Source organism: Methylobacterium sp. J-118 (assembly GCF_057836565.1).
The window spans coordinates 5,162,841-5,182,901 of the sequence record NZ_JBYQFA010000001.1 but is presented as its reverse complement, the minus strand read 5'-3'; the positions used below and the strand labels follow the sequence as shown (position 1 = coordinate 5,182,901).

At 73.3% G+C, this 20,061-nt stretch carries 18 protein-coding genes; 13 read left to right on the top strand and 5 right to left on the bottom strand.

What is annotated here, in order from left to right:
• Positions 1 to 4 precede the first annotated feature (4 nt).
• The gene (locus AC3IF3_RS25330; RefSeq protein ID WP_243968264.1) at positions 5 to 745 is read right to left on the bottom strand and encodes a FadR/GntR family transcriptional regulator; all 741 of its coding nucleotides are present in this window, start codon (positions 743 to 745) and stop codon (positions 5 to 7) included.
• A gap of 143 nt (positions 746 to 888) precedes the next feature.
• Here AC3IF3_RS25330 and AC3IF3_RS25325 point away from each other — a divergent pair, with 143 nt between their 5' ends.
• The 3 genes from AC3IF3_RS25325 to AC3IF3_RS25315 all read left to right on the top strand — a co-directional run bounded on the left by AC3IF3_RS25325 (position 889) and on the right by AC3IF3_RS25315 (position 5,237).
• Complete coding sequence (locus AC3IF3_RS25325; protein ID WP_489230731.1) at positions 889 to 2,496, top strand: aldehyde dehydrogenase (NADP(+)); 1,608 nt, start codon at positions 889 to 891, stop codon at positions 2,494 to 2,496.
• A 216-nt stretch (positions 2,497 to 2,712) separates the two neighbouring features.
• Positions 2,713 to 3,639, top strand: a complete 927-nt coding sequence (locus tag AC3IF3_RS25320; RefSeq protein WP_243968266.1) for a Gfo/Idh/MocA family protein — start codon at positions 2,713 to 2,715, stop codon at positions 3,637 to 3,639.
• A 71-nt stretch (positions 3,640 to 3,710) separates the two neighbouring features.
• Entirely contained in the window at positions 3,711 to 5,237 is a 1,527-nt protein-coding gene (locus tag AC3IF3_RS25315; protein ID WP_489230730.1) for a carbohydrate porin, read from the top strand.
• A gap of 191 nt (positions 5,238 to 5,428) precedes the next feature.
• Here AC3IF3_RS25315 and AC3IF3_RS25310 read toward each other — a convergent pair whose 3' ends face one another.
• The gene (locus AC3IF3_RS25310; protein ID WP_243969498.1) at positions 5,429 to 5,629 is read right to left on the bottom strand and encodes a hypothetical protein; all 201 of its coding nucleotides are present in this window, start codon (positions 5,627 to 5,629) and stop codon (positions 5,429 to 5,431) included.
• A 543-nt stretch (positions 5,630 to 6,172) separates the two neighbouring features.
• Here AC3IF3_RS25310 and msuE point away from each other — a divergent pair.
• From msuE to AC3IF3_RS25270, 8 genes are all read left to right on the top strand, one after another.
• Positions 6,173 to 6,748, top strand: a complete 576-nt coding sequence (msuE, locus tag AC3IF3_RS25305; protein ID WP_243969500.1) for an FMN reductase — start codon at positions 6,173 to 6,175, stop codon at positions 6,746 to 6,748.
• 8 nt (positions 6,749 to 6,756) lie between these two features.
• Positions 6,757 to 7,716, top strand: coding sequence for an aliphatic sulfonate ABC transporter substrate-binding protein (locus tag AC3IF3_RS25300; protein WP_489230729.1), 960 nt, complete (start codon positions 6,757 to 6,759; stop codon positions 7,714 to 7,716).
• 3 nt (positions 7,717 to 7,719) lie between these two features.
• Positions 7,720 to 8,745 (top strand): sulfonate ABC transporter substrate-binding protein, encoded by a 1,026-nt coding sequence (locus tag AC3IF3_RS25295; RefSeq protein WP_489218743.1) that lies wholly within the window; start codon positions 7,720 to 7,722, stop codon positions 8,743 to 8,745.
• A complete protein-coding gene (ssuC, locus tag AC3IF3_RS25290) occupies positions 8,745 to 9,527 on the top strand; it encodes an aliphatic sulfonate ABC transporter permease SsuC (RefSeq protein WP_243969505.1) in 783 nt (260 codons plus the stop codon). The genes AC3IF3_RS25295 and ssuC overlap by 1 nt, the downstream gene beginning before the upstream one ends.
• Positions 9,527 to 10,375 carry an ABC transporter ATP-binding protein gene (locus AC3IF3_RS25285; RefSeq protein ID WP_489230728.1) on the top strand — a complete coding sequence of 283 codons (849 nt, stop codon included), beginning with the start codon at positions 9,527 to 9,529 and terminating at the stop codon, positions 10,373 to 10,375. The genes ssuC and AC3IF3_RS25285 overlap by 1 nt, the downstream gene beginning before the upstream one ends.
• Before the next feature lie 18 nt (positions 10,376 to 10,393).
• Positions 10,394 to 11,569: an FMNH2-dependent alkanesulfonate monooxygenase gene (ssuD, locus tag AC3IF3_RS25280; protein ID WP_489230727.1), complete on the top strand. Its 1,176-nt coding sequence runs from the start codon at positions 10,394 to 10,396 to the stop codon at positions 11,567 to 11,569.
• A 130-nt stretch (positions 11,570 to 11,699) separates the two neighbouring features.
• A complete protein-coding gene (locus AC3IF3_RS25275; protein ID WP_243969510.1) occupies positions 11,700 to 11,978 on the top strand; it encodes a cysteine rich repeat-containing protein in 279 nt (92 codons plus the stop codon).
• A 326-nt stretch (positions 11,979 to 12,304) separates the two neighbouring features.
• Positions 12,305 to 14,548, top strand: a complete 2,244-nt coding sequence (locus AC3IF3_RS25270; protein WP_489230726.1) for a cyclic nucleotide-binding domain-containing protein — start codon at positions 12,305 to 12,307, stop codon at positions 14,546 to 14,548.
• 67 nt (positions 14,549 to 14,615) lie between these two features.
• Here the strand turns inward: AC3IF3_RS25270 and AC3IF3_RS25265 are convergent, their stop codons facing one another.
• Complete coding sequence (locus AC3IF3_RS25265) at positions 14,616 to 15,011, bottom strand: DUF3307 domain-containing protein (RefSeq protein WP_243969514.1); 396 nt, start codon at positions 15,009 to 15,011, stop codon at positions 14,616 to 14,618.
• A 186-nt stretch (positions 15,012 to 15,197) separates the two neighbouring features.
• Positions 15,198 to 15,938 (bottom strand): SGNH/GDSL hydrolase family protein, encoded by a 741-nt coding sequence (locus AC3IF3_RS25260; RefSeq protein ID WP_243969516.1) that lies wholly within the window; start codon positions 15,936 to 15,938, stop codon positions 15,198 to 15,200.
• Positions 15,939 to 16,352: 414 nt separating this feature from the next.
• On the opposite strand from AC3IF3_RS25260, the gene AC3IF3_RS25255 reads away from it, so the two are divergent.
• Positions 16,353 to 17,117 carry a 3-hydroxyacyl-CoA dehydrogenase gene (locus tag AC3IF3_RS25255; RefSeq protein WP_243969518.1) on the top strand — a complete coding sequence of 255 codons (765 nt, stop codon included), beginning with the start codon at positions 16,353 to 16,355 and terminating at the stop codon, positions 17,115 to 17,117.
• A gap of 7 nt (positions 17,118 to 17,124) precedes the next feature.
• On the opposite strand, the gene AC3IF3_RS25250 is transcribed toward AC3IF3_RS25255, so the two are convergent.
• Complete coding sequence (locus tag AC3IF3_RS25250; protein WP_243969520.1) at positions 17,125 to 17,373, bottom strand: hypothetical protein; 249 nt, start codon at positions 17,371 to 17,373, stop codon at positions 17,125 to 17,127.
• Positions 17,374 to 17,654: 281 nt separating this feature from the next.
• Between AC3IF3_RS25250 and AC3IF3_RS25245 the strand changes: the two genes are divergently transcribed.
• A complete protein-coding gene (locus AC3IF3_RS25245; protein ID WP_489230723.1) occupies positions 17,655 to 19,931 on the top strand; it encodes a xanthine dehydrogenase family protein molybdopterin-binding subunit in 2,277 nt (758 codons plus the stop codon).
• The last annotated feature ends 130 nt before the right edge of the window (positions 19,932 to 20,061 follow it).

Genomic DNA, 20,061 nt, shown 5'->3' with positions numbered 1-20,061 from the left:
ACTCTTAAGGCCGCAGCGCCGTCTCGGTGTCGGCGAGGGCGAGGCGGACCAGATCGGTCATCGTCCCGCGGGCGGCCTCCGGGTCGCCCGCCACGATCGCCTCGTAGAGGACCCGGTGGTCGGGCATCGGATCCCGGGGCAGGCCCTGGCGGCGATGCTTGAAGATCGTCGTCCACGTCACGGCCGCCGCGATGGAACTCGACAGGGCGATCAGCGGGCCGTTGCGGGCGGCCTCCAGGATCGCGGTGTGGAAGGCCTGGTCGGCGGCCCGGCCGGCCTCCGTCGTGAGGCCGTGGCGGCCCATCTCCTCGAGGGCATGGCCCATCCGGGCGATGTCGAGGCCCGAACGCCGGGCCGCGGCGAGCGCCGCCGCGGCCGGCTCGACGATCATCCGCAGCTCGAACAGGTCGCGGATGAAGGTCTCGCTCGGCTCCGACTCGAAGGCCCAGGCCAGGATATCGGGATCGAGCAGGTTCCAGCGGCTGCGCTGGCTCACCCGCGTCCCGGTGCGCGGGCGGCTCTCCACCAGCCCCTTTGCGCTCAAGATCCGGATCGCCTCGCGATAGGCGGTGCGCGAAACCTTGAGCTGCTCCGAGAACTCGATCTCCCCGGGCAGGACGTCGCCCGGCGCATAGCGCCCCGCCAGGATCGCCGCACCGAGGTCGCGCGCCACCGAGCCGTGGATGCGCCGCGAATCCGACGCGAGCGGGAGCCTGACATCCTCGTATCCGCGATCCTGTCTCACCCATGGCCTCCGGTCCGAGCCACCGGGACGGGCCAGGAACGCCGGGATCGTATCTGGAAGTTGTACGAGTGCAAGCGTCGACACCTATAAGCAAAGGGACCGGAACTCTTGCGGCCCAGAGGAATCTGATCTAGCTTATTTGTATGAGTAAAGAACCCGCCAGCGACGCGACGATCCGGGGCAGCGTCCTGGTCGGCGCAACGGATGTGACGACGGCCGAGACGTTCCGGGCCGCCGATCCCGCGACCGGCGCGGCCCTGGAACCGGCCTTCGCGTCGGCGGGCGCCGAAGAGGTCGCGGCGGCCTGCGCCCTGGCGGAGGCCGCGTTCCCGAGTTTCTCGGAGACCGATCCCGCGGCGCGGGCCGGCTTCCTCGAGGCGGTGGCCGCTCGCATCGCCGACCTCGGCGAAACCCTGATCGCGCGGGCGACGGCGGAGACCGGGCTGCCCCGCGCACGGCTGGAGGGCGAGCGGGCCCGTACGGTCGGGCAGCTCCGGATGTTCGCCGCGCTGGTCCGGTCGGGCAGCTGGGTCCAGGCAACGATCGATCCGGCGCAGCACAAGCGCCAGCCGCTGCCCCGGCCGGACCTGCGCCGCCGCCACGTCGCCCTGGGTCCGGTGGCGGTGTTCGGGGCGAGCAACTTCCCGCTGGCCTTCTCGGTGGCTGGCGGCGACACCGCCTCGGCCCTGGCGGCGGGCTGCCCGGTGGTGGTCAAGGGCCACCCGGCCCATCCCGGGACCGGGGAGCTGGTCGCCCGGGCCGTACGCGGCGCGGCGGCGGACTGCGCCCTGCACCCGGGCGTGTTCTCCTATCTGCCGGGGCCGTCGAACGCCCTCGGCGCGGCCCTGGTGGCGGATCCCCGGATCAAGGCCGTGGGCTTCACCGGGTCCCGCGGGGGCGGGCTGGCGCTGATGCGGGTGGCGGCCGGCCGGGCGGAGCCGATCCCGGTCTATGCCGAGATGAGCGCGGTCAATCCCGTCCTGCTCCTCCCCGCCGCCCTGCGGGACCGGGGCGCGGCCCTGGCGGCGGGCTTCGTCCAGTCCCTGACCCTGGCGGCGGGGCAGTTCTGCACCAATCCGGGCCTGCTGATCGGGATCGCGGGGCCGGAGCTCGACGCCTTCGCGGAGGCCGCCGGGGCGGCGATCCGGGCGAGCGCGCCGCACACCATGCTCACGGCCGACATCCGGGCGCGGTTCGAGGGCGCCGTCGCCGCGATGGCGGAGCGCCCGGGGGTGACGGTGGCGGCCCGCGGGACGGCGGCCGGACCGGGGGGCGCCCCCGCCGCCCTGCTGCGCACGCAGGCCAGCCGGGTCCTGGCGGATCCGACCCTGGCCGAGGAGATGTTCGGACCCGCGGCGATCCTGGTGGCGGCCGCCGACATCGCGGAGGTCGCCCGGGTGATCGAATCCCTCGGGGGGCAGCTCACCGCGACCCTGCAGCTCGACCCCGCGGACGAGCCCCTCGCGGCCGGGCTCGTGCCGCTGCTGGCCCGCAAGGCCGGCCGGATCCTCGCCAACGGCTGGCCGACCGGCGTGGAGGTGGCCCCCGCGATGGTGCATGGCGGTCCCTTCCCGGCGACGTCGGACGGGCGCAGCACCTCGGTCGGCACCCTGGCGATCGAGCGGTTCCTGCGCCCGGTCTGCTACCAGGACCTGCCCGCGGCGCTCCTGCCGCCGCCCCTGCGCCCGGACAATCCCTGGCATCTCGTGCGCCGGATCGACGGCGCCCTCGAACCACAGCCCGGCGGCTGAAGGACAGGCGCAGGTCACGCACAGGCGCGCGGCCGGCCTCGGCCGCGCATCGGGGCGGCCCGCAGAGGCCGCCCTCGGAGGACATCGGGATGGGTCGATCACGCCTTCAGGTTCGGAAGCCGGACGGGCCGCAAAGCGGCGCTTCGGGCGCCGAAGGCTTGGCGCGGCGGGTGCGCGGCGTCCCGGCGACCGCACCCTGCGCGCGGGAGCTCTGAGATGGCGCAGCCGATCCGCATCGGGCTGGTGGGCGTCGGCAAGATCGCCCGCGACCAGCATCTTCCGGTCATCGCCGCCTCCCCGGACTACGCCCTGGCGGCGGTGGCGAGCCGCCAGGGCGGCCTCGACGGGGTGCCGAGCTACCGGACGCTGGACGCGATGCTGGCCGCGCGGCACGACCTCGACGCCCTCGTCCTGTGCCAGCCGACCCAGGCGCGGTTCGAGGCCGCCCGGGCGGGGATCGCGGCGGGGCTTCACGTCTTCCTGGAGAAGCCCCCCGGGGCGACCCTGGCCGAGGTCGGGATCCTGGTCGCGGCCGCGCGGGCGCAGGGCGTCAGCCTGTTCGCGAGCTGGCACTCCCGCTACGCCCCCGGGGTCGAGCCCGCCCGCCAGTGGCTGTCGGGCCGCCGGATCCGGTCGGTGTCGATCGCCTGGCTGGAGGATGTCCGGCACTGGCATCCGAACCAGGACTGGATCTGGGAGGCGGGCGGCATGGGCGTGTTCGATCCGGGGATCAACGCCCTGTCGATCGCCACCCACATCCTGCCGCCCTTCGTCCTCACCGGCGCGACCCTGTCGGTCCCGGAGAACCGGCAGGCGCCGATCGCCGCCGATCTGCGCTTCACGGATTCCGACGGCACCCCGATCCAGGCCGCGTTCGACTGGCGCCAGACCGGCCCCCAGACCTGGGACATCCGGGTCGAGACCGAGGACGGGGAACTCGTGCTGTCGAAGGGCGGCGCGGTTCTGGCCGTAAACGGCCGCGACCAGCCCCTGCCGCCCGAGGCCGAGTATCGCGGCCTCTACGACCGGTTCGCCGCCCTGGTCCGCTCCGGCGCCAGCGACGTCGACCTCAATCCACTGATCCACGCCGCCGACGCCTTCCTGCGTGGCGAGCGCCGCAACGTGGAGGCCTTCACGGACTGACCGGGAGGGCCCCCCTGCGGGACACGAACGCGACAGAGCCCAGAAGGCCGCGCGGTTAAGGGGGAGTTACGATGATAGGACAGCATGCACGGTGGGCAGCGCTCGCGCTCTGCACCACGATGGCGGCCGGCATCCGCTCGGCCGAGGCTCAAGGCGTGGCCACCGCGCCGGACGGGGGGCCATCCCTGGTGAATCCGGGCCCGAAGGCCAGCCCGGCCCAGAAGGCCCAGTACCGGGCGAACCGCGCCCGGCGGCGGGTCATCCGTGAGGCACGGAGCGCGGCCGGTCCAAGCAGCGCGGCGGCCGAGGGCATCACGCAGGGCGCCACCGCGGCCCCGCCGTCGCTGCCGCCCGGCACCGTCGACCTCGGGCACGGGATCACCGCGATCCTGAACTACACGGGCGAGTTCGCCGCCAACCCGAAGGGCGGCCTCCGCCAGGGCTCGGACTATGCCGGCCAGGTCTTCTTCGGCCTCGACGCCGACCTCGGCCGCCTCGCCGGGATCGACGGCGGCTCGATGCACGCCATCGTGACCGACCGCCACGGCCGCAGCCTGTCGCGGGACCTGATCGGCAACAACACCAGCGTGCAGGAGATCTGGGGCGGCGGCCAGACCGTGCATCTCTCGTCGCTGTCCTACGAGCAGAAACTGTTCGATAACCGCCTCGACATCGAGGTCGGCCGCCTTTTGGCCAACCCGAACTTCCTTGCCTCGCCGTTCTACTGCAATTTTCAGAACAATGGAACCTGTGGTGCGCCGAAATCGGCATTCAAAATGACGAACATCACCTGGTGGCCGATCGCCACCTGGGGCGCCCATGCCAAGGCCTGGGTGACCGACAAGGTGTTCGTGCATGCCGGCATCTACGAGGTGAATCCCCGCGATCAGCAGGACAACCAGAACGGCATCGACTGGTCGACCAACGGCGCCACCGGAGTCGTGGTGCCGGTGGAGGTCGGCTACTCGACCAATTTTGGCAACGACGCTCTGCCGCGCAACTACAGCGTCGGCGCGATCATCGACCAGTCGGACTATAGCGATCCGGTGCTCGACATGCGTCGGGGGGCCCAGCTGTTCAGCGGCCTCGACCCGCTGACCCGGTTCGGCCGCTCGGCCGTCTATGCCCGCTTCGACCAGATGGTCTGGCGTCCGGATCCGAACGGCGTCCAGGGCCTGTCCCTGTTCGGCGCCGCGGTGTTCGGGACCGGCGGTCGACAGACCCAGGACTACTTCCTGGAGGGGGGCGCCGTGCTGACCGGCACCTTCCCGGGCCGGCCCTACGACACCCTCGGCTTCGTGTTCGCCATGGAGCACCTCTCGCCCCTGGGCACAGCCAATATCCGGGCGGCCCGGGCTTCCTATGGGCTCGGCAGCCGCAACGTCGAATCCCTGCAGACCATCCTGGAGCTGAGCTACGGCATCCAGCTGACCCCGGCGGTGCGGCTGATGCCGAACCTGCAATACGTGATCGATCCGGATCAGACCCGCTTCCCATTCCGGCCGAAGCCGATCCCGGACGCCTTCGTGGTCGGCGCGAAGCTCTCGGTGGACCTGTTCACCCTGGCGGGCTTCTCCAAGGGCCCCGGGAGCCTCTGAGACGGCCGCCGACCCGCGCGAGCCGGCATCGCCCGGCTCGCGGACCGACGAAACGACAGGGCCGCGCGGACGATCCGCGCGGCCCTGTCGTTTCCGAGGGATCATCCGTTCGCCGCAGACGGGCCGGGGCCAGCCGCGATGGCCGGCCCCGGCCGTTCAGCCTGCGCCGAGACGCGGAGCGCCCCGGAGGCTCACTCGGCCGCGGTCATCTCGGCCGTGAAGTGGCCGCACCAGTCGCTCGAGGTGACCACCGGCCACAGGCCCTTGGATTCCGGCTCCGGCTGGCTGACCGGCGGGTTGAACCGGCACAGGCCGGCATCGGCCTGGGGCGCGGCGCCGTTGCCGGTGTGCTCGTCGAAGAACTTGCAGCTCTCGCAATGGGCGTTGGCCATGTCGCGTATCTCCCGGTGAAGATCGGCTCCGTGCCGTTCTGTTGCGAATTAGAACAGCTATAATCTAGAAGTCAATGCGGGATTTCGGGCGCGGCTCCCCGCACGCAACCGCACAGCCCCCGAACCCGGCGCGCGCCGCGGGCCGGGGCGCCCCGTCGGCGCGCGGCCCGAACGGCCGGCACCGCGGGCGGTCTCCGGATCCCGGGGAAGCGTTTTCCCGCCGTCGCCCCGCCGGGGGATGATCGTCCTCCCGGCCCCGGGATCGGGAGATCTGTCGGGCTTTCCGGGCGGCCTGCGGGCTCAGGCCCTGTCTCCGGCGAGAAAAATCCGCATCCGGAGCGAGACGAAACTTCACCCATGACGCCGGATTACGGGGAGAACATTTTTCTCGCTCCGACGAATAGGGAAAACCGTTTCATTGACCTGCGGATAGGGGGCGATCCATTCTAGTCGCCCGTTCCGAGATCCGGCCGCGCCGCCTTTCGTCCGTCCCGGCCGGAGCGTTTCGCCGTCCCGCCCATCGCAAGGCACAAGGCAGCCAGAATGACACGACCGAGACTCGTCGGGCTGAGCGCGAACGTGCAGCGGCCGTCCAAGACCCGCACGCTGGTCGACGCGGTGCTTCGCGAGGCCAGCGCCCAGGCCGCCCTCGACGCCCGCATCCTGGACTTCGTCGATGCCGGCTCCGGCCTCGGCGCCGCCTGGACCCGCGACCGGCTGCCGCCGCCCGCCCGCGCGGTGCTCGACGCCATCGAGGAGGCGGACGGGCTCGTCGTCGGCTCGCCGGTCTACAAGGGCGCCTATACCGGCCTGTTCAAGCACCTGTTCGACCTGGTCGATCCGGGGGCGCTGGCCGGCAAGCCCGTGGCCATCGTGGCCACCGGCGGGGGGCTGCGCCACGCGCTGGTGGTGGAGCACGCCTTCCGGCCGCTCTTCGGCTTCTTCGGCGCGCTCCAGATCCCCACCGCGGTCTACGCCTCGGACGCGGATTTCGACGACGGCGTCCTGACCCAGGCCGGCGTGCGGGCCCGCGCCGCGGAGGCGGGCGGGCAGCTCGCCGCGCTCCTCGTCCACCGCGCGGCCGCTTCGGCCCCGGTCGCGCTCGCCGCAGCCGAGTGAGCCCCGCGATGCTCGACCGCCGCACCCTGCTCGCCGGCCTGCTGGCGCTTCCGGCTGGCCTCGCCACCGCCCGGAGCGCCGGGGCGGCCGAACCGGGACTCCTCCGGATCGGCTACCAGAAGAACGGCATCCTGGTGGTCGCCAAGCAGCAGGGGATCCTCGAGCGCCGCCTGGCGCCCCTCGGGCAGACGGTGCGCTGGATCGAGTTCTCCTTCGGGCCGCCGCTCCTCGAGGCCCTGTCGCTGGACGGGATCGATTTCGGGCAGACCGGCGATGCGCCGCCGGTCTTCGCGCAGGCGGCGCGGTCCAACCTCGTCTACGCCGCCGCCCAGGAGGCGGGCGGCTCCGGATCCGGGATCCTGCTGCCGAAGGGCTCGACCCTCACCGGCCTCGCGGATCTCAAGGGCAAGCGGGTCGCCTTCGCCAAGGCGTCGAGCGCCCACAACCTGACCATCGCGGCCCTGGAGAAGGCGGGGCTCGGCTACGCCGACATCGAGCCGGTGACCCTGGCGCCCGCGGATGCCGCCGCCGCCTTCGCCCGGGGCAGCATCGACGCCTGGACGATCTGGGACCCGTACTTCGCCATCGCCGAGGCGGGGGAGGGGGTGCGCGTGCTCGCCTCCGCCACGGAGATCGCCCCGCAGAACAACTTCTTCCTGGCGAGCCGGCCCTTCGCGGAGAGCCGCGCCCCGGTGCTCGCCGCGGTGATCGGGGCCCTTGCCGAGGTGGCGGCGTGGTGCACGCAGAATCGCGGTGCGGTCGCCGAGCTCCTGTCGCAGGGCACCGGCGTGCCGCTGGCCGCGACCCGCCGGGCGGTGGACCGGACCGACTACGTGATCGGCCCGATGAACGACCGCGTCGCCGCCGCGCAGCAGCGCGTGGCCGACCGCTTCCACGCCCTGAAGCTGATCCCGAAACCGGTCCGGATCGCCGACGCGGTCTGGACGCCCCCCGCCCGCAACGGCTGAGTCATGACCGACCGAACGCCCCGCGCCCTGTCCCTGGCGCCGTCCGCCGGGCTCGCCCCGAGCCGCCGCCTGCTCCTGTCGGCGGGCCTCGGCCTCGCGGCCGCCTGCGCCCTGCGCCCCGCCCGGGCCGCGGGCGGCACGATAAGGATCGGCTACCAGAAATACGGGTCCCTCGTGCTGCTGAAGGGCCGCGGCACCCTGGAACAGGCGCTCCAGCCCCTCGGCACCGCGGTGGTCTGGTCGGAATTCCCGTCCGGGCCGCCGCTGATGGAGGCGCTGAACGCCGGGGCGGTGGATTTCGGCTCGGCCGGGGAGGCCCCGCCGATCTTCGCGCAGGCCGCGAGCCCGGACCTGCGCTACGTCGCCGCCGAGCCGCCGGCCCCGAGGGGCGAGGCGATCCTGGTGCCGAAGGACAGCCCGATCCGCAGCCTCGCCGACCTGCGCGGCCGGACGCTGGCGCTCAACAAGGGCTCGAACGTCCATGTCCTGGTGGTGCGCGCCCTGGAGAAGGCCGGCCTGCCCTACGACGCGGTGAGGCTCGCCTTCCTGGCCCCGGCCGACGCCAACGCCGCCTTCGTGCGCGGCGCGGTCGACGCCTGGGCGATCTGGGACCCGTATCTCGCCGCCGCGGAGCGGGCCACCGGCGCCCGGGTCCTGGCGGACGGGCAGGGGCTCGCGCCCAACCGCCAGTTCTACCTGTCCCGGCGCGGCTTCACCGACGCGAGCCCCGAGATCGTCTCGGCCGTGCTCACAGCGATCGGCGCGGTCGATGCCTGGGCCGAGGGCCACGCGGACGCGGTGGCGGCGGAGCTGGCGCAAGCGGTGGGCATCCCGGCCCCGATCCTCGGCGTCGCGCTGGGCCGCCTGTCCTACGGCGTGGCGCCCCTCGACGCGGCGACCGTGGCCGACCAGCAGAAGGTCGCCGACGCCTTCCACGGCCTCGGCCTGCTGCCCAGACCCGTCCGGGTCGCCGACGCGGTCTGGACCCGGCCCGAACGCCGGGCCGAGAACCGGGGGGAGACCCGCTGATGCCTGTTCTGACCCGCGCGCGCCTGCGCGACACGGCCCTGCCCTGGCTGCTGCCGGCCGCGATCCTCCTGGGCTGGCAGGCCGCGGTCTCGGCGGGCCTCGTCTCCAACCGGTTCATGCCGGCGCCCCTCGACGTGGTCCGGGCCGGCTGGGAGGCCGGGCGGACCGGGGAGCTCTGGACCAATCTCGGGGTCAGCACCCTGCGGGCCCTGGCGGGCTTCGTGGTCGGCGGCGGCATCGGCTTCGGGCTGGGCCTGGCCAACGGCCTGTCGCGGCTGTCGGAGACGCTCACCGACACCTCGGTGCAGATGGTCCGCAACGTGCCCCACCTGTCGCTGATCCCGCTGGTGATCCTGTGGTTCGGCATCGGCGAGGAGGCCAAGCTGTTCCTGGTGGCGCTGGGCGTGTTCTTCCCGATCTACGCCAACACCCTGCACGGCATCCGCGCGGTGGATCCGGGCCTCGTGGAGATGGGCCGCGTCTACGGCATGTCCCGCACCGAGCTGTTCACCAGGGTGGTGCTGCCCGGCGCCCTGCCGTCGATCTTCGTCGGCCTGCGCTATGCGCTGGGCATCATGTGGCTGACGCTCATCGTCGCCGAGACGATCTCGGCCTCCTCGGGGCTCGGCTACATGGCCATGCAGGCGCGCGAGTTCATGCTGGTCGACGTCGTCGTGCTGGCGATCCTGATCTACGCGGCCCTCGGCAAGCTCGCCGACGCGCTGACGCGCAAGCTGGAGCGCGTCTGCCTCGCCTGGAACCCCGCCTACAGGAGCGCCTGATGCTGCTCGACGCCGTCCGCCGCGAGGCGCTTCCCGACGCAGCGACCGCCCCCCGGCAGGCCGGAGACCCGGAACCGGCGCGGTCCGCGGCGGAGTCCACCCGCGGGATCGCCGTGACCGCCCGCGACCTGCACAAGAGCTTCGACGGCCATCCGGTCATCGCGGGCCTCAACCTGTTCCTGCCGGCCGGCGGGTTCACCGCGGTGGTCGGCCGGTCCGGCTGCGGCAAGAGCACCCTGCTGCGCCTGATCCTCGGGCTGGAGACGCCGACCGGCGGCCGGATCGAGCTGCAGGGGCCGGAGGGCAACCCCCGCCGGTCCGAGCCGCCCCGGCGGATCATGTTCCAGGAGCCGCGCCTCCTGCCCTGGGCCCGGGTGGTGGACAACGTCGCGGTCGGCCTGTCCGGCCAGGGCACCCGGGCCGGGCGCCGGGAGCGGGCGCTGGCGGCGCTCGCCGAGGTCGGCCTCACCGAGAAGGCCGGGCAATGGCCCGCGACCCTGTCGGGCGGCCAGCGCCAGCGCGTGGCTTTGGCCCGGGCGCTGGTGAGCCGGCCGGGCCTGCTCGCCCTCGACGAGCCGCTCGGCGCCCTCGACGCCCTGACCCGCATCGACATGCAGGATCTGATCGAGCGGATCTGGCGGGTGCAGGGGTTCACCGCGCTGCTGGTCACCCACGACGTCGCCGAGGCGGTGGCTCTGGCCGACCGCATCCTCGTCGTCGAGTCCGGACGCATCGCCCTCGACCTGCGGGTCGAGGTGCCGCGCCCGCGCCGGCGCGGGGATCCGGATCTGGCGCGGCTCGAAGGCCGTATCCTCGATCATCTGCTCGGCGCGCCGCAGGCCGCCTGAATCGTGACGGAGACTCCGATGACCGCACCGAATGACGGGCGCGCCGACGTCCTCTGGTTCCTGCCGACCCACGGCGACGGCCGCTATCTCGGCGCCCAGGAGGGGGCCCGGGAGGTCTCGCTCAGCTACCTGCGCCAGATCGCCCAGGGCGCCGACGCGCTCGGCTATTACGGCGTGCTGCTGCCGACCGGGCGCTCCTGCGAGGATTCCTGGATCGTCGCCTCGGCGCTGGCGCCCCTGACCGAGCGCCTGCGCTTCCTGGTGGCGGTGCGGCCGGGCCTGATGGAGCCCTCCGCGGCGGCCCGCATGACCGCGACCCTCGACCGGATCTCGGAGGGGCGCCTCTTGATCAACGTGGTCACCGGCGGCGACCCGGTGGAGCTCGCCGGCGACGGCGTGTTCCTGTCCCACGACGCGCGCTACGCCGTCACCGACGAGTTCCTGACGATCTGGCGGGGCCTGCTCTCGGGCGAGACCGTGACGTTCCAGGGCGAGCACCTGCGCACCGAGAACGGCCGGCTGATCTACCCGCCGGTGCAGAGGCCCTACCCGCCGCTCTATTTCGGCGGCTCCTCGGCGCCCGGCATGGCGGTGGCGGCCGAGCATTGCGACGTCTACCTCACCTGGGGCGAGCCGCCGGCCCAGGTCGCCGAGAAGATCTCCTCCGCGCGCCGGGCCGCGGAGGAACGTGGAAAAACCTTCTCCTACGGCATCCGTCTGCACGTGATCGCCCGGGAGACGGAAGGAGAGGCCTGGGACGCCGCGGAGACGCTGATCTCGAAGCTCGACGACGCCACCATCGCCAAGGCACAGGAGACCCTGAAGCGGCAGGATTCCGTCGGCCAGAGCCGGATGATGGCGCTCCACGGCGGCCGGCGCGAAAACCTCGTGGTGTCGCCCAACCTCTGGGCGGGCGTCGGCCTCGTGCGCGGCGGGGCCGGGACGGCTCTGGTCGGCTCGGCCGACCAGGTCGCCGACCGGATGAAGGAGTATATCGACCTCGGGATCGACCGCTTCATCCTGTCGGGCTACCCGCACCTGGAGGAGGCCTACCGCTTCGCCGAGCTGGTCTTCCCGAAGCTGCCGCTCCGCGCCACCACGGGCCGCCCGGCGAGCAACGCCCGCAACGACGGCCCGTTCGGCGAGATCATCGCCAACGACCTCGTGCCGGCCCAGCGGGTCGGGGCGCATTGACCGGTGCGCAGACATGGCTGATCTGCACGCGCGCCATCCGGGCGTCATGGTCACGCCATTCTTGGCTCGCATCCGTCCGGCCCATCGCCGCGCGACACGCTCGCGCGGCCCGGATGCGTGAAGGATATCCATGACTTCGACCAAGACGGCCCTGACCGGCCTCCTGGCCATCGGCCTGTCCCTCGGTTCCGCCGCGGCCTTCGCGGAGCCGTCGCCGGCCCGGGAGGCCCTCAAGCAGCACTGCACCGGCGACTACATGGATTACTGCAGCGCCTACGCGCCCGGCGGCCCCGAGGTCGAAGCCTGCTTCAAGGCCAATCTCAAGAACCTCACGCCGGGCTGCTCCGCGGCGATCACCGCCTACAAGAAAGAGCAGAAGTCGACCAAGCGCTACAGCGAGGCGCACTGACGAATCGGGCGCCCGCGGGACGGTCGCCGCACGTCCCCGGACGCGGCCTGCTTCCGCGCAAGACTTCGACAGTCCTGCGCGCCGCACCGAGACCGATCCGGGGGTGCCGGCCGGGCTAGGCGGCCGCAACCCCAGATGTCGGCCGGACGGCGTGCGTGAAATCTCTGGACGCATCCGGAGATCATCATGAAATTTTAAGCGTGCGGCCGCGATGACGAGGCGCTAGTTCGGACAAGCCTGATTCCGACGGCCCCGGGCGGATCGCGCGGCGGCGCGGAACTGAGTCCCGGCTCCCTCGGAGCTTCGTAGACCCGGATCCCGTGCCGATGACGACCACCGACAGGACCTCCGCCGGAGGCGCGGCGCGCGCGGTGTCGGCGCGCGTGTCGCGGACGATCCTGGCCGCCGGCGTGGCGACCATGATGATCGTGCTCGATCTCATCGTGTACTCGCAGCTGATCTTCTCGGGTCCCCTCGCCGAGAGCCGCACCGCCGGGGTGGCGGCGATGTTCGCGGCCTACGTCCTGGGGGGCCTCGTCTTCGCGGCGCTCAAGCGGGACATCGTGATCTCCCTGTCGTTCTTCGGGGCGGCGGCCATCGTGCAGGCGGCGATCGCCGCCGCGATCGCCGGGCAGCTGCACGGGGCGGGCGTGACCGATCCGGACGCGGTCGGCCAGATCGTCCTCCTCGCCTGCGGCGTGACGACCCTGCTGACGGGCCTCGCCTTCGTGTCCCTCGGGAGCCTGCGCGCCTCTCTGGTGGCCCAGCTGCTGCCCTACCCGATCCTGACCGGCTTCCTGTCCGGCGTCGGGCTGCTGCTCCTGCGCAGCGGCGTGCAGATCGGCGCCCATATCGACGACGCGCTCGCGGCCGTGCTGGGCAGCCTCGATCCGGTGACGCCGACCCCGGGCCCGATCGATCCCGGCACCCTCGGGCGCATCGCCCTGACCCTCGGCATCGGCGTCTGCGCCTTCTACCTGCCCCGGCGCCTCCCGCATTGGGGGACCTTCCCCGCCATCGTCATCGCCAGCTTCGCCCTGGTGCATCTCGGCCTGTCGGCCCGGGGTCTCGACACGGCCGCCGCCCAGGCGGCCGGGTGGCTGGTCGATCCGCTGCCGCCGGGATCCCTGCTGCAGGCACCGGCCATCGGCGGCCTCCCGGCCTTCGATCCCGCCCTGCTCCTGCCGATCCTGCCGAAGATCGCCACCGAGATGCTGGTCGCGGTCATCATCCAGATCCTCTACGTCGTCAGCGTCGAGCTGGACCTGCGGCGCGAGTTCGGCATCGACCGGGTCTTCGTCGCCGCGGGCTGGACGAACGTCCTCGGCAGCCTGTTCGGCAGCCCGGTGATGGGATTCGACCGGACCTCGACGCTGTACCTGCACACTATCGGCGGCGGCCAGTGGCTGGGCCGGTGGCTGACGCTCACCGTCATGGCGGCCGTGCTGGTGTTCGGGGCGAGCGCCCTCGGCCTGCTGCCCCGCCCCCTGGCCGGCGGCGCCCTCATCGCCATCGCGCTGGGGCACCTCTTCAACCTCTCCCGCGCCCACCGGACCCTGCTGCCCTGGGAAGTCGCGGTGGCGCTGGCCGTGTGCGCGACGACCGCCCTGTTCGGGGCGACAGTGGGCTTCCTGACCGGCATGCTGCTGGCGATGCTGATCTTCGCGGTCCAGTACGCCCGGATCCCGACCATCCGCCGGGTGCTCTCCGGGGCGGAGCGGCGCAGCAGCATCATCCGCGCGCCCGACACCGCCGCCCTGCTGCGCGAGGCCGGGACGCGCACGCGGATCTACACCCTGCAGGGCTTCCTGTTCTTCCTCAACGGCCAGGCGATCTACCAGCGGGTCGCCGCGGAGGCCGGAACCCTGCGCGTGCTCGTCCTGGACTTCCGGGACTGCGTCGGCCTCGACAGCTCGGCGCTCGTGGCGTTCCGGAAGATCGGGCAGCGCGCCGAGGCGCAGGGCTTCGACGTGCTGCTGGTGCATCTCGGGGCGAAGGCGCTCCGGCTGATCGAGCGCAACGGCCTCACCGCCGGACCGCGGATCCGTGTCCTGCCGACCCTCGACGAGGCCCTGCGCGCCGCCGAGGCGACGCTGCTGTCGGAGACCGGGATCTCCGGGGCCGGCGCGACCGCGCGCTTCGCCCAGCACCTGTCGGATCAGCTCGGCTGCGCGATCGAGCCCGGCGACCTCGCCCCCTACGTGACCGTGCGCACCCTGGACACCGGCGCGGCGCTGATGCGCCAGGGCGAGGCGGCCGACGCCCTGTATTTCCTCGAGCAGGGCCTCGTCTCGATCGAGATCGCGGTGCCGGGGCGTCCCCATATGCGCCTGCGCACCACCACGGCGGGCACGGTGATCGGCGAGGTCGCGCTGGTGCAGGGCGGGCGGCGGACCGCCACGGCCATCGCCGAGAGCCCCTGCCGCGTCACCGGCCTCGACCGGGCGGGCCTCGCCCGCATGGAGCGCGAGCGCCCCGACCTCGCGCTGTACGTCCAGCGCTTCCTGATCCTGGAACTGGCCGGCAAGCTCACCGACACGAACCGGCTGCTCGAGGTCGAGTTGCACTGAGACCCGGTCTCCCGGATCCGGGGTCGGGCTCATCGCGGTCCGGTATGAGGCCCCCGGATCCGCGCGATCAGGCCGCCGCCAGGATCGCCGCCAGACCGATATGGGTCGCTTGGTGGAGGAACTGGTCGATGCCGATCAGCCACCAGAACCGGGCGTCGGTGGCGGGGAGGCGCGTGCGCCGGCCGATCAGGCTCTTGCCGCGGTCGATCGCCGTGTGCACGGCGAAATCCACCAGCGCCAGCCACCACAGGGCCGGCTTGACCGGCAGCGCGATCAGCAGCGTGCCCAACCCGTGCAGGCCGGTATGGGCGCAGAGCGGCACGGCCCAGGCCGAGGCGCGGTCCTTGCCCTGCGCCATCCAGGTGGTCTGGAGCAGGAAATCCGCCGCGAGCTGCTTCACCGCGAAGGCGAGGAACAGCAGGGCCAGGGCGCCGACCGGAACGGGCGTGTCGAAGGACGGCATCGCAGCGCTGGGTCTCCTGCCGCGCTCGAGCGGGCCGACGGCGCGGGCGCCGAATCGATGGGTCTCCAGCATACACCCCCGGCCGGCCCCTGGCTCGGTTCGGGCCGGGGCCACGCCGCGGGGGCAGGGGGGAAAGGGGAGGGAGGGGACGCGACCGGACGACCGCACCCAGACGCGCGGCGATCCTCACGGGCGGCCGATCCAGGCCGCGCGCAGCACCCGGAGGTTGGCCGCCGGGACCGGCGCGGCCGGTCGGGACGCGGGCGGTCCGGACCGCGCCGGATCGATCACCGCCAGCCGGGCGACCTCCGCGGCCAGACGGGTGTAGTCGGCCAGATGCACGCCGTCCTGGTGCAGCCCCGGCCCGGCGAGGCCGCCAGCGCCGGCGCGCAGGGCGGCGAACGGGTCGAAGAAGGCGTGGCCCCGCGCGGCGCAGAGCGCCGCGAGGCGGTCCGAGAAGATCGCGACGGCGGCCGGGTCCCGGCCGGTCGTCCAGGCGCCGACCGGCGGCACGGCGGCGACGAAGACCTGCGCCGACCAGGTGTCCAGGAGGTCCAGGATGCGCCGGACCTCGGCCTCGAACCGGCGCACGCTCCGGTCCCGCTCCGGGTGGCGCCAGCGCAGGATGTCGTTGGTGCCGATGATCAGAACGGCGGCCGCGCAGCGGACCGGGACGGGCAGATCCGCGAGGTGGCGGGCGCAATCGGCCGCGGTGCTGCCGCCGACGGCGACGTTGAGGCTGGGCCGGCCGCCGAAATCCGGCGTGCCGATGAACTCCGCGTGGGAATTGCCCGCCAGCAGCACGCTGTCCGGCGTGGCGGCGCGGAGCGCGGCGCGGAGGTCGGGCCGCCGTTCGGCGAGCCGCCGCCCGACGATCCGCCGGTGCCGCCAGTGTCGGATGGCGGTCTCGATCCAGGGAGCGCGCATGGCTGTCCTGAGCAGGCGTGAGGGATCGGCCGCGCCGGGGGGCCGGGGCGGGGTAGGGAGCGGGCACGGGCCGGATCGACTATCGGTGACCGCAGGCAGGCGACGGAGAAGTCAGGCTTTCATCATTCAGGCGCCGGAAACACACGGAAATACTTTCCAATACTGCGTGCCGACGGTGCCGATCTATAAGTGGGAAAATTTCACACGTCAATGGCCACGCTGGCCGTCGCCCGGTCCGGGTCCGGCGGCTTCCGGCTCCGGCGCGGCCGCGCTAGAGTGCCGTCCGCCGGAGTGGATGCCGGTTCGGTGCGAGAAAGCACGTCACCACAAGCACGTCACCACAGGACCCTCGGTCGGGGGTCTCAGGGGCGGCCGCGCCGCGGCGGCGGCCCGGGACGGTCGGGGAAAGCCGGGATGGTCAGGGATCGCGTCTTCATCGTCACGGGCGCCGGCTCGGGGCTGGGGGAAGCGGCGGCGCGCGGCCTGGTGGCGGCGGGGGCGCGGGTCGTGGTGGCCGACATCGCCCGGGAGGCGGGGGCCCGGGTGGCGGCGGAGCTGGGCGCGCAGGCGCGCTTCGCGGCGACCGACGTCACGCGCGAGGCGGACGGGCAGGGGGCGGTCCGGGCGGCCCTCGACGCCTTCGGGCACCTGCACGGGCTGGTGAACTGCGCCGGGATCGCGCCCGGGGAGAAGGTCCTGGGCCGCGAGGGACCGCACCGGCTCGACAGCTTCGCCCGGGCGGTCTCGGTGAACCTCGTCGGCACCTTCAACATGATCCGGCTGGCGGCCGAGGCGATCGCCCGGGAGGCGCCCGATGCGGACGGCGCCCGGGGCGTGATCGTCAACACCGCCTCGATCGCGGCCTTCGACGGGCAGATCGGGCAGGCCGCCTACGCGGCCTCGAAGGGCGGGGTCGCCGCGATGACCCTGCCGATCGCCCGGGAACTCGCCCGGCACGGCATCCGGGTCGTCACCATCGCGCCGGGCATCTTCGCGACGCCCATGATGGCGGCCATGTCCCAGGACGTGCAGGACGCGCTGGGCCGCTCCGTGCCGTACCCGCCCCGGCTCGGGCGCCCGTCGGAATACGCCGCCCTCGTCCGGCACATCTGCGAGAACCCGATGCTGAACGGCGAGACGATCCGCCTGGACGGGGCGCTGCGGATGCCGCCCCGCTGAGCGTCTCTCAGCCGATCGACACGCTGGTCAGGATTTCGGCGGCCCGGCGCACCTCCGCGGCGATCATCTCCTCGCTCGGCCCGTCGATCGGCAGGTCGGACAGGATCGCCGCGACGTCGCGCTTCACGTCCTCGCGGATCTCCGGATTCTCCTCCGACAGGCGCCCGATCAGGACGCCCAGCACGATCTCCAGCGCCGACAGCTTCGCGTGCAGGCGCGTGACGTCGTCCAGGGGCTCGGGCTCGTGTCCGGTCATGGGCGGCTCCGTCTCAGATGGGGGGCCGACGCACGCGCCGGCGGGCTCGGCGTCTCATACAGCCGCGGCGGCCGGCCGTCTCGCCGGACGGTGCAGCGTCCGGGCCGGCGTCGCATGGGGGCGGGGGCGGCGCTCCGAGGACCGGCGCGCCACGGCCGCCCCGCCGCTGCATGGTGTCGCCCCGCCGCGGGAATGCGGAGCCGGACGGCCGCCCCGGCGATTGCTCCCGGACGCGGCGTCCGCCAGGGCGTGGATCGCAGGGCGCTGATCGGGAGGGCGGCATGGCTGCAGGTGCGCGGGATTCCGGAGCCGAACTCGGCAAGGCCCACACCCGGGTCGAGGGGCCCGACAAGGTCACGGGCCGGGCCCTCTACAGCTCCGACCGCACCGGCCCGGAGGCGGGCACCGCCCACGCCGCCCTGGTGACCAGCCCCATCGCCCGGGGCCGGATCACCGGGTTCGACCTCGCCGCCGCGGCCCGCATGCCCGGCGTGCTCGGCCTCTTCACGCATAAGGACTTTTCCGGGGCGGTGGCGCCGGTGAAGCACCTGATGGCCGGGGGCTACGCCAACAGCACGCACCGGCCGCTCGAATCCGACGCGGTCGCCTATGCCGGGCAGATCGTGGCCCTCGTCGTGGCCGAGACCCTGGAGGTGGCCGAGGCCGCGGCGGGCGCCGTCCGGGTCACCTACACGGAGGAGCCCGCCGCCGGGGGCTTCGACGCGCCCGGGGCCGAGACCGTGCGGCTCGCCGACCTCAAGCCCCACCACGCGGACATCGCCCGGGGCGACGCCGAGGCCGGCTTGGCGGAGGCGGCCGTCCGCGTCGAGGCGCGCTACGAGACCCCGGTCCAGCACCACAACCCGATCGAGCTGTTCACCACCCGGGCCGCCTGGGACGGCGACCGGCTCACCGTGCACGAGCCGACCCGCTACGTCGGCGCCGTGCAGCACGGGCTCGCGGCGCAGCTCGGGCTGGATCCCGCGAACGTGCGGGTGGTGGCCGGCCTGATCGGCGGCCATTTCGGCTCGAAATTCGCGCTGTCGCAGCACACGGCGCTGGTCGCCCTGGCGGCCAAGCGCCTCGGCCGGCCGGTCTCCCTGGTGCCGACCTGGCGGCAAGGCTTCACCATCGCCAATTACCGGCCGGAATCGCGCCACCGGATCCGGCTCGGGGCCGACCGGACGGGCCGGTTCACCGCCCTGGTGCACGAGGCCGAGACCGTGACCTCGCGCTTCGATCCCTTCGTCATGGAGGGCGCCGAGGTGACCGCCAGCCTCTACGCCTGCCCGAACATCCGGACCGAGGAGCGGGCCGTACGGGTCGACCGCAACACCCCGGGACCGATGCGGGCGCCCCCGGAGGTGCCGTTCCTGTTCGCCCTGGAGAGCGCCGTCGACGAGATGGCGGTGGCGCTCTCTATGGACCCGATCGAACTGCGCCGGCGCAACGACACGGCGGTCGATCCGGTCTCGGGCAAAGCGTTCTCGACGCGGCCGCTGATGGCCTGCTTCGACGCGGGCGCCCAGGCCTTCGGCTGGTCGCGCCGGGTGCCGCGCCCGGGTTCGATGCGCGATGGTCCCTGGCGGGTGGGGCTCGGCTGCGCCACCTCGGTGCGACCCGTAAAGATCGCCGCCGCGACGCTGCGGGTCCGGCTCGGCCCGGACGGCGCCGCGGAGGTGGCCTGCGCGCACCACGAGATCGGCAACGGCATCACCACGCTGCTCGCCATGGGCGCGGCGGACGGGCTCGGGGTGGCGGTGGAGCGGGTCACGGTCCGGCTCGGCGACACGGACCTGCCGGCGGCGGGCATCTCCGGCGGATCGAGCACCACGACCAGCCTGATGAACGCCCTGGCGCTCGGCTGCGGGCAGATCCGCGCGGTCCTGGCGCAGGCCGCGACCGGGCAGGGTGGGCGTTTCGCCGGCCGGGATCCGGACACCCTGCACCTCGGGGGCGGGCGGCTCGCGGCCCCGGACGGGACGGGAATCGCGCTCGCCGAGGCGGTCGGGCCCGGGGGCGTCGAGACGCTCGCCGCGTTCGTGCCCGCGGGGGGCGACCGGGACACGGCCCTGGCGGCCCTGCGGCAGGGCCATATCGGGCTCTCCCTCGGCGGCGGCGGGCAGGCCGTGTCCTGGGGCTTCGGGGCACAGTTCGCCGAGGTCCATGTCCATGCCGAGACCGGGGAGATCCGGGTGGCCCGGCTGACCGGCGCCTTCGCGGCGGGGCGGATCCTCAATCCGCTCACCGCCCGGAGCCAGCTCACGGGCGGGATGATCTGGGGCCTCGGCTCGGCGCTCCTGGAGGAGACGGTGGTCGACGGCGCCGCCTACCGCAACCCGGACCTGGCCGAGTATCTCGTGCCCACGGCGGCCGACGCGCCGGAGGTCGAGGCGCTGCTGGTGCCCGATCCCGACGATCAGGTCGATGCCCTGGGCCTCAAGGGGCTGGGCGAGCTCGGGATCATCGGGGTGAACGCGGCCATCGCCAACGCCGTCCACCACGCCACCGGGCGGCGCATCCGGAGGCTGCCGATCCGCCTGGAGGATGTGGCGTGAGAGGGGCCACCTCTCCCTCCCCCCTTTGCGGGGGAGGGTGGCCCGCGAAGCGGGTCGGGAGAGGGGAGCGACGGTGCAGGAGGACGCTATTGTCCGTCTTGAAGGCCTCGCCTCTTTCTGAAGCCGCGCT

Coding starts and splice junctions, on each gene's coding strand:
- msuE (WP_243969500.1), top strand. CDS start 6,173: ATGACACGACCGAGACTCGTCGGGCTGAGCGCGAACGTGCAGCGGCCG.
- AC3IF3_RS25295 (WP_489218743.1), top strand. CDS start 7,720: ATGACCGACCGAACGCCCCGCGCCCTGTCCCTGGCGCCGTCCGCCGGG.
- AC3IF3_RS25320 (WP_243968266.1), top strand. CDS start 2,713: ATGGCGCAGCCGATCCGCATCGGGCTGGTGGGCGTCGGCAAGATCGCC.
- AC3IF3_RS25275 (WP_243969510.1), top strand. CDS start 11,700: ATGACTTCGACCAAGACGGCCCTGACCGGCCTCCTGGCCATCGGCCTG.
- AC3IF3_RS25310 (WP_243969498.1), bottom strand. CDS start 5,629: ATGGCCAACGCCCATTGCGAGAGCTGCAAGTTCTTCGACGAGCACACC.
- AC3IF3_RS25255 (WP_243969518.1), top strand. CDS start 16,353: ATGGTCAGGGATCGCGTCTTCATCGTCACGGGCGCCGGCTCGGGGCTG.
- AC3IF3_RS25270 (WP_489230726.1), top strand. CDS start 12,305: ATGACGACCACCGACAGGACCTCCGCCGGAGGCGCGGCGCGCGCGGTG.
- AC3IF3_RS25245 (WP_489230723.1), top strand. CDS start 17,655: ATGGCTGCAGGTGCGCGGGATTCCGGAGCCGAACTCGGCAAGGCCCAC.
- ssuD (WP_489230727.1), top strand. CDS start 10,394: ATGACCGCACCGAATGACGGGCGCGCCGACGTCCTCTGGTTCCTGCCG.
- AC3IF3_RS25285 (WP_489230728.1), top strand. CDS start 9,527: ATGCTGCTCGACGCCGTCCGCCGCGAGGCGCTTCCCGACGCAGCGACC.
- AC3IF3_RS25300 (WP_489230729.1), top strand. CDS start 6,757: ATGCTCGACCGCCGCACCCTGCTCGCCGGCCTGCTGGCGCTTCCGGCT.
- AC3IF3_RS25250 (WP_243969520.1), bottom strand. CDS start 17,373: ATGACCGGACACGAGCCCGAGCCCCTGGACGACGTCACGCGCCTGCAC.
- AC3IF3_RS25315 (WP_489230730.1), top strand. CDS start 3,711: ATGATAGGACAGCATGCACGGTGGGCAGCGCTCGCGCTCTGCACCACG.
- AC3IF3_RS25325 (WP_489230731.1), top strand. CDS start 889: ATGAGTAAAGAACCCGCCAGCGACGCGACGATCCGGGGCAGCGTCCTG.
- AC3IF3_RS25265 (WP_243969514.1), bottom strand. CDS start 15,011: ATGCCGTCCTTCGACACGCCCGTTCCGGTCGGCGCCCTGGCCCTGCTG.
- AC3IF3_RS25260 (WP_243969516.1), bottom strand. CDS start 15,938: ATGCGCGCTCCCTGGATCGAGACCGCCATCCGACACTGGCGGCACCGG.
- ssuC (WP_243969505.1), top strand. CDS start 8,745: ATGCCTGTTCTGACCCGCGCGCGCCTGCGCGACACGGCCCTGCCCTGG.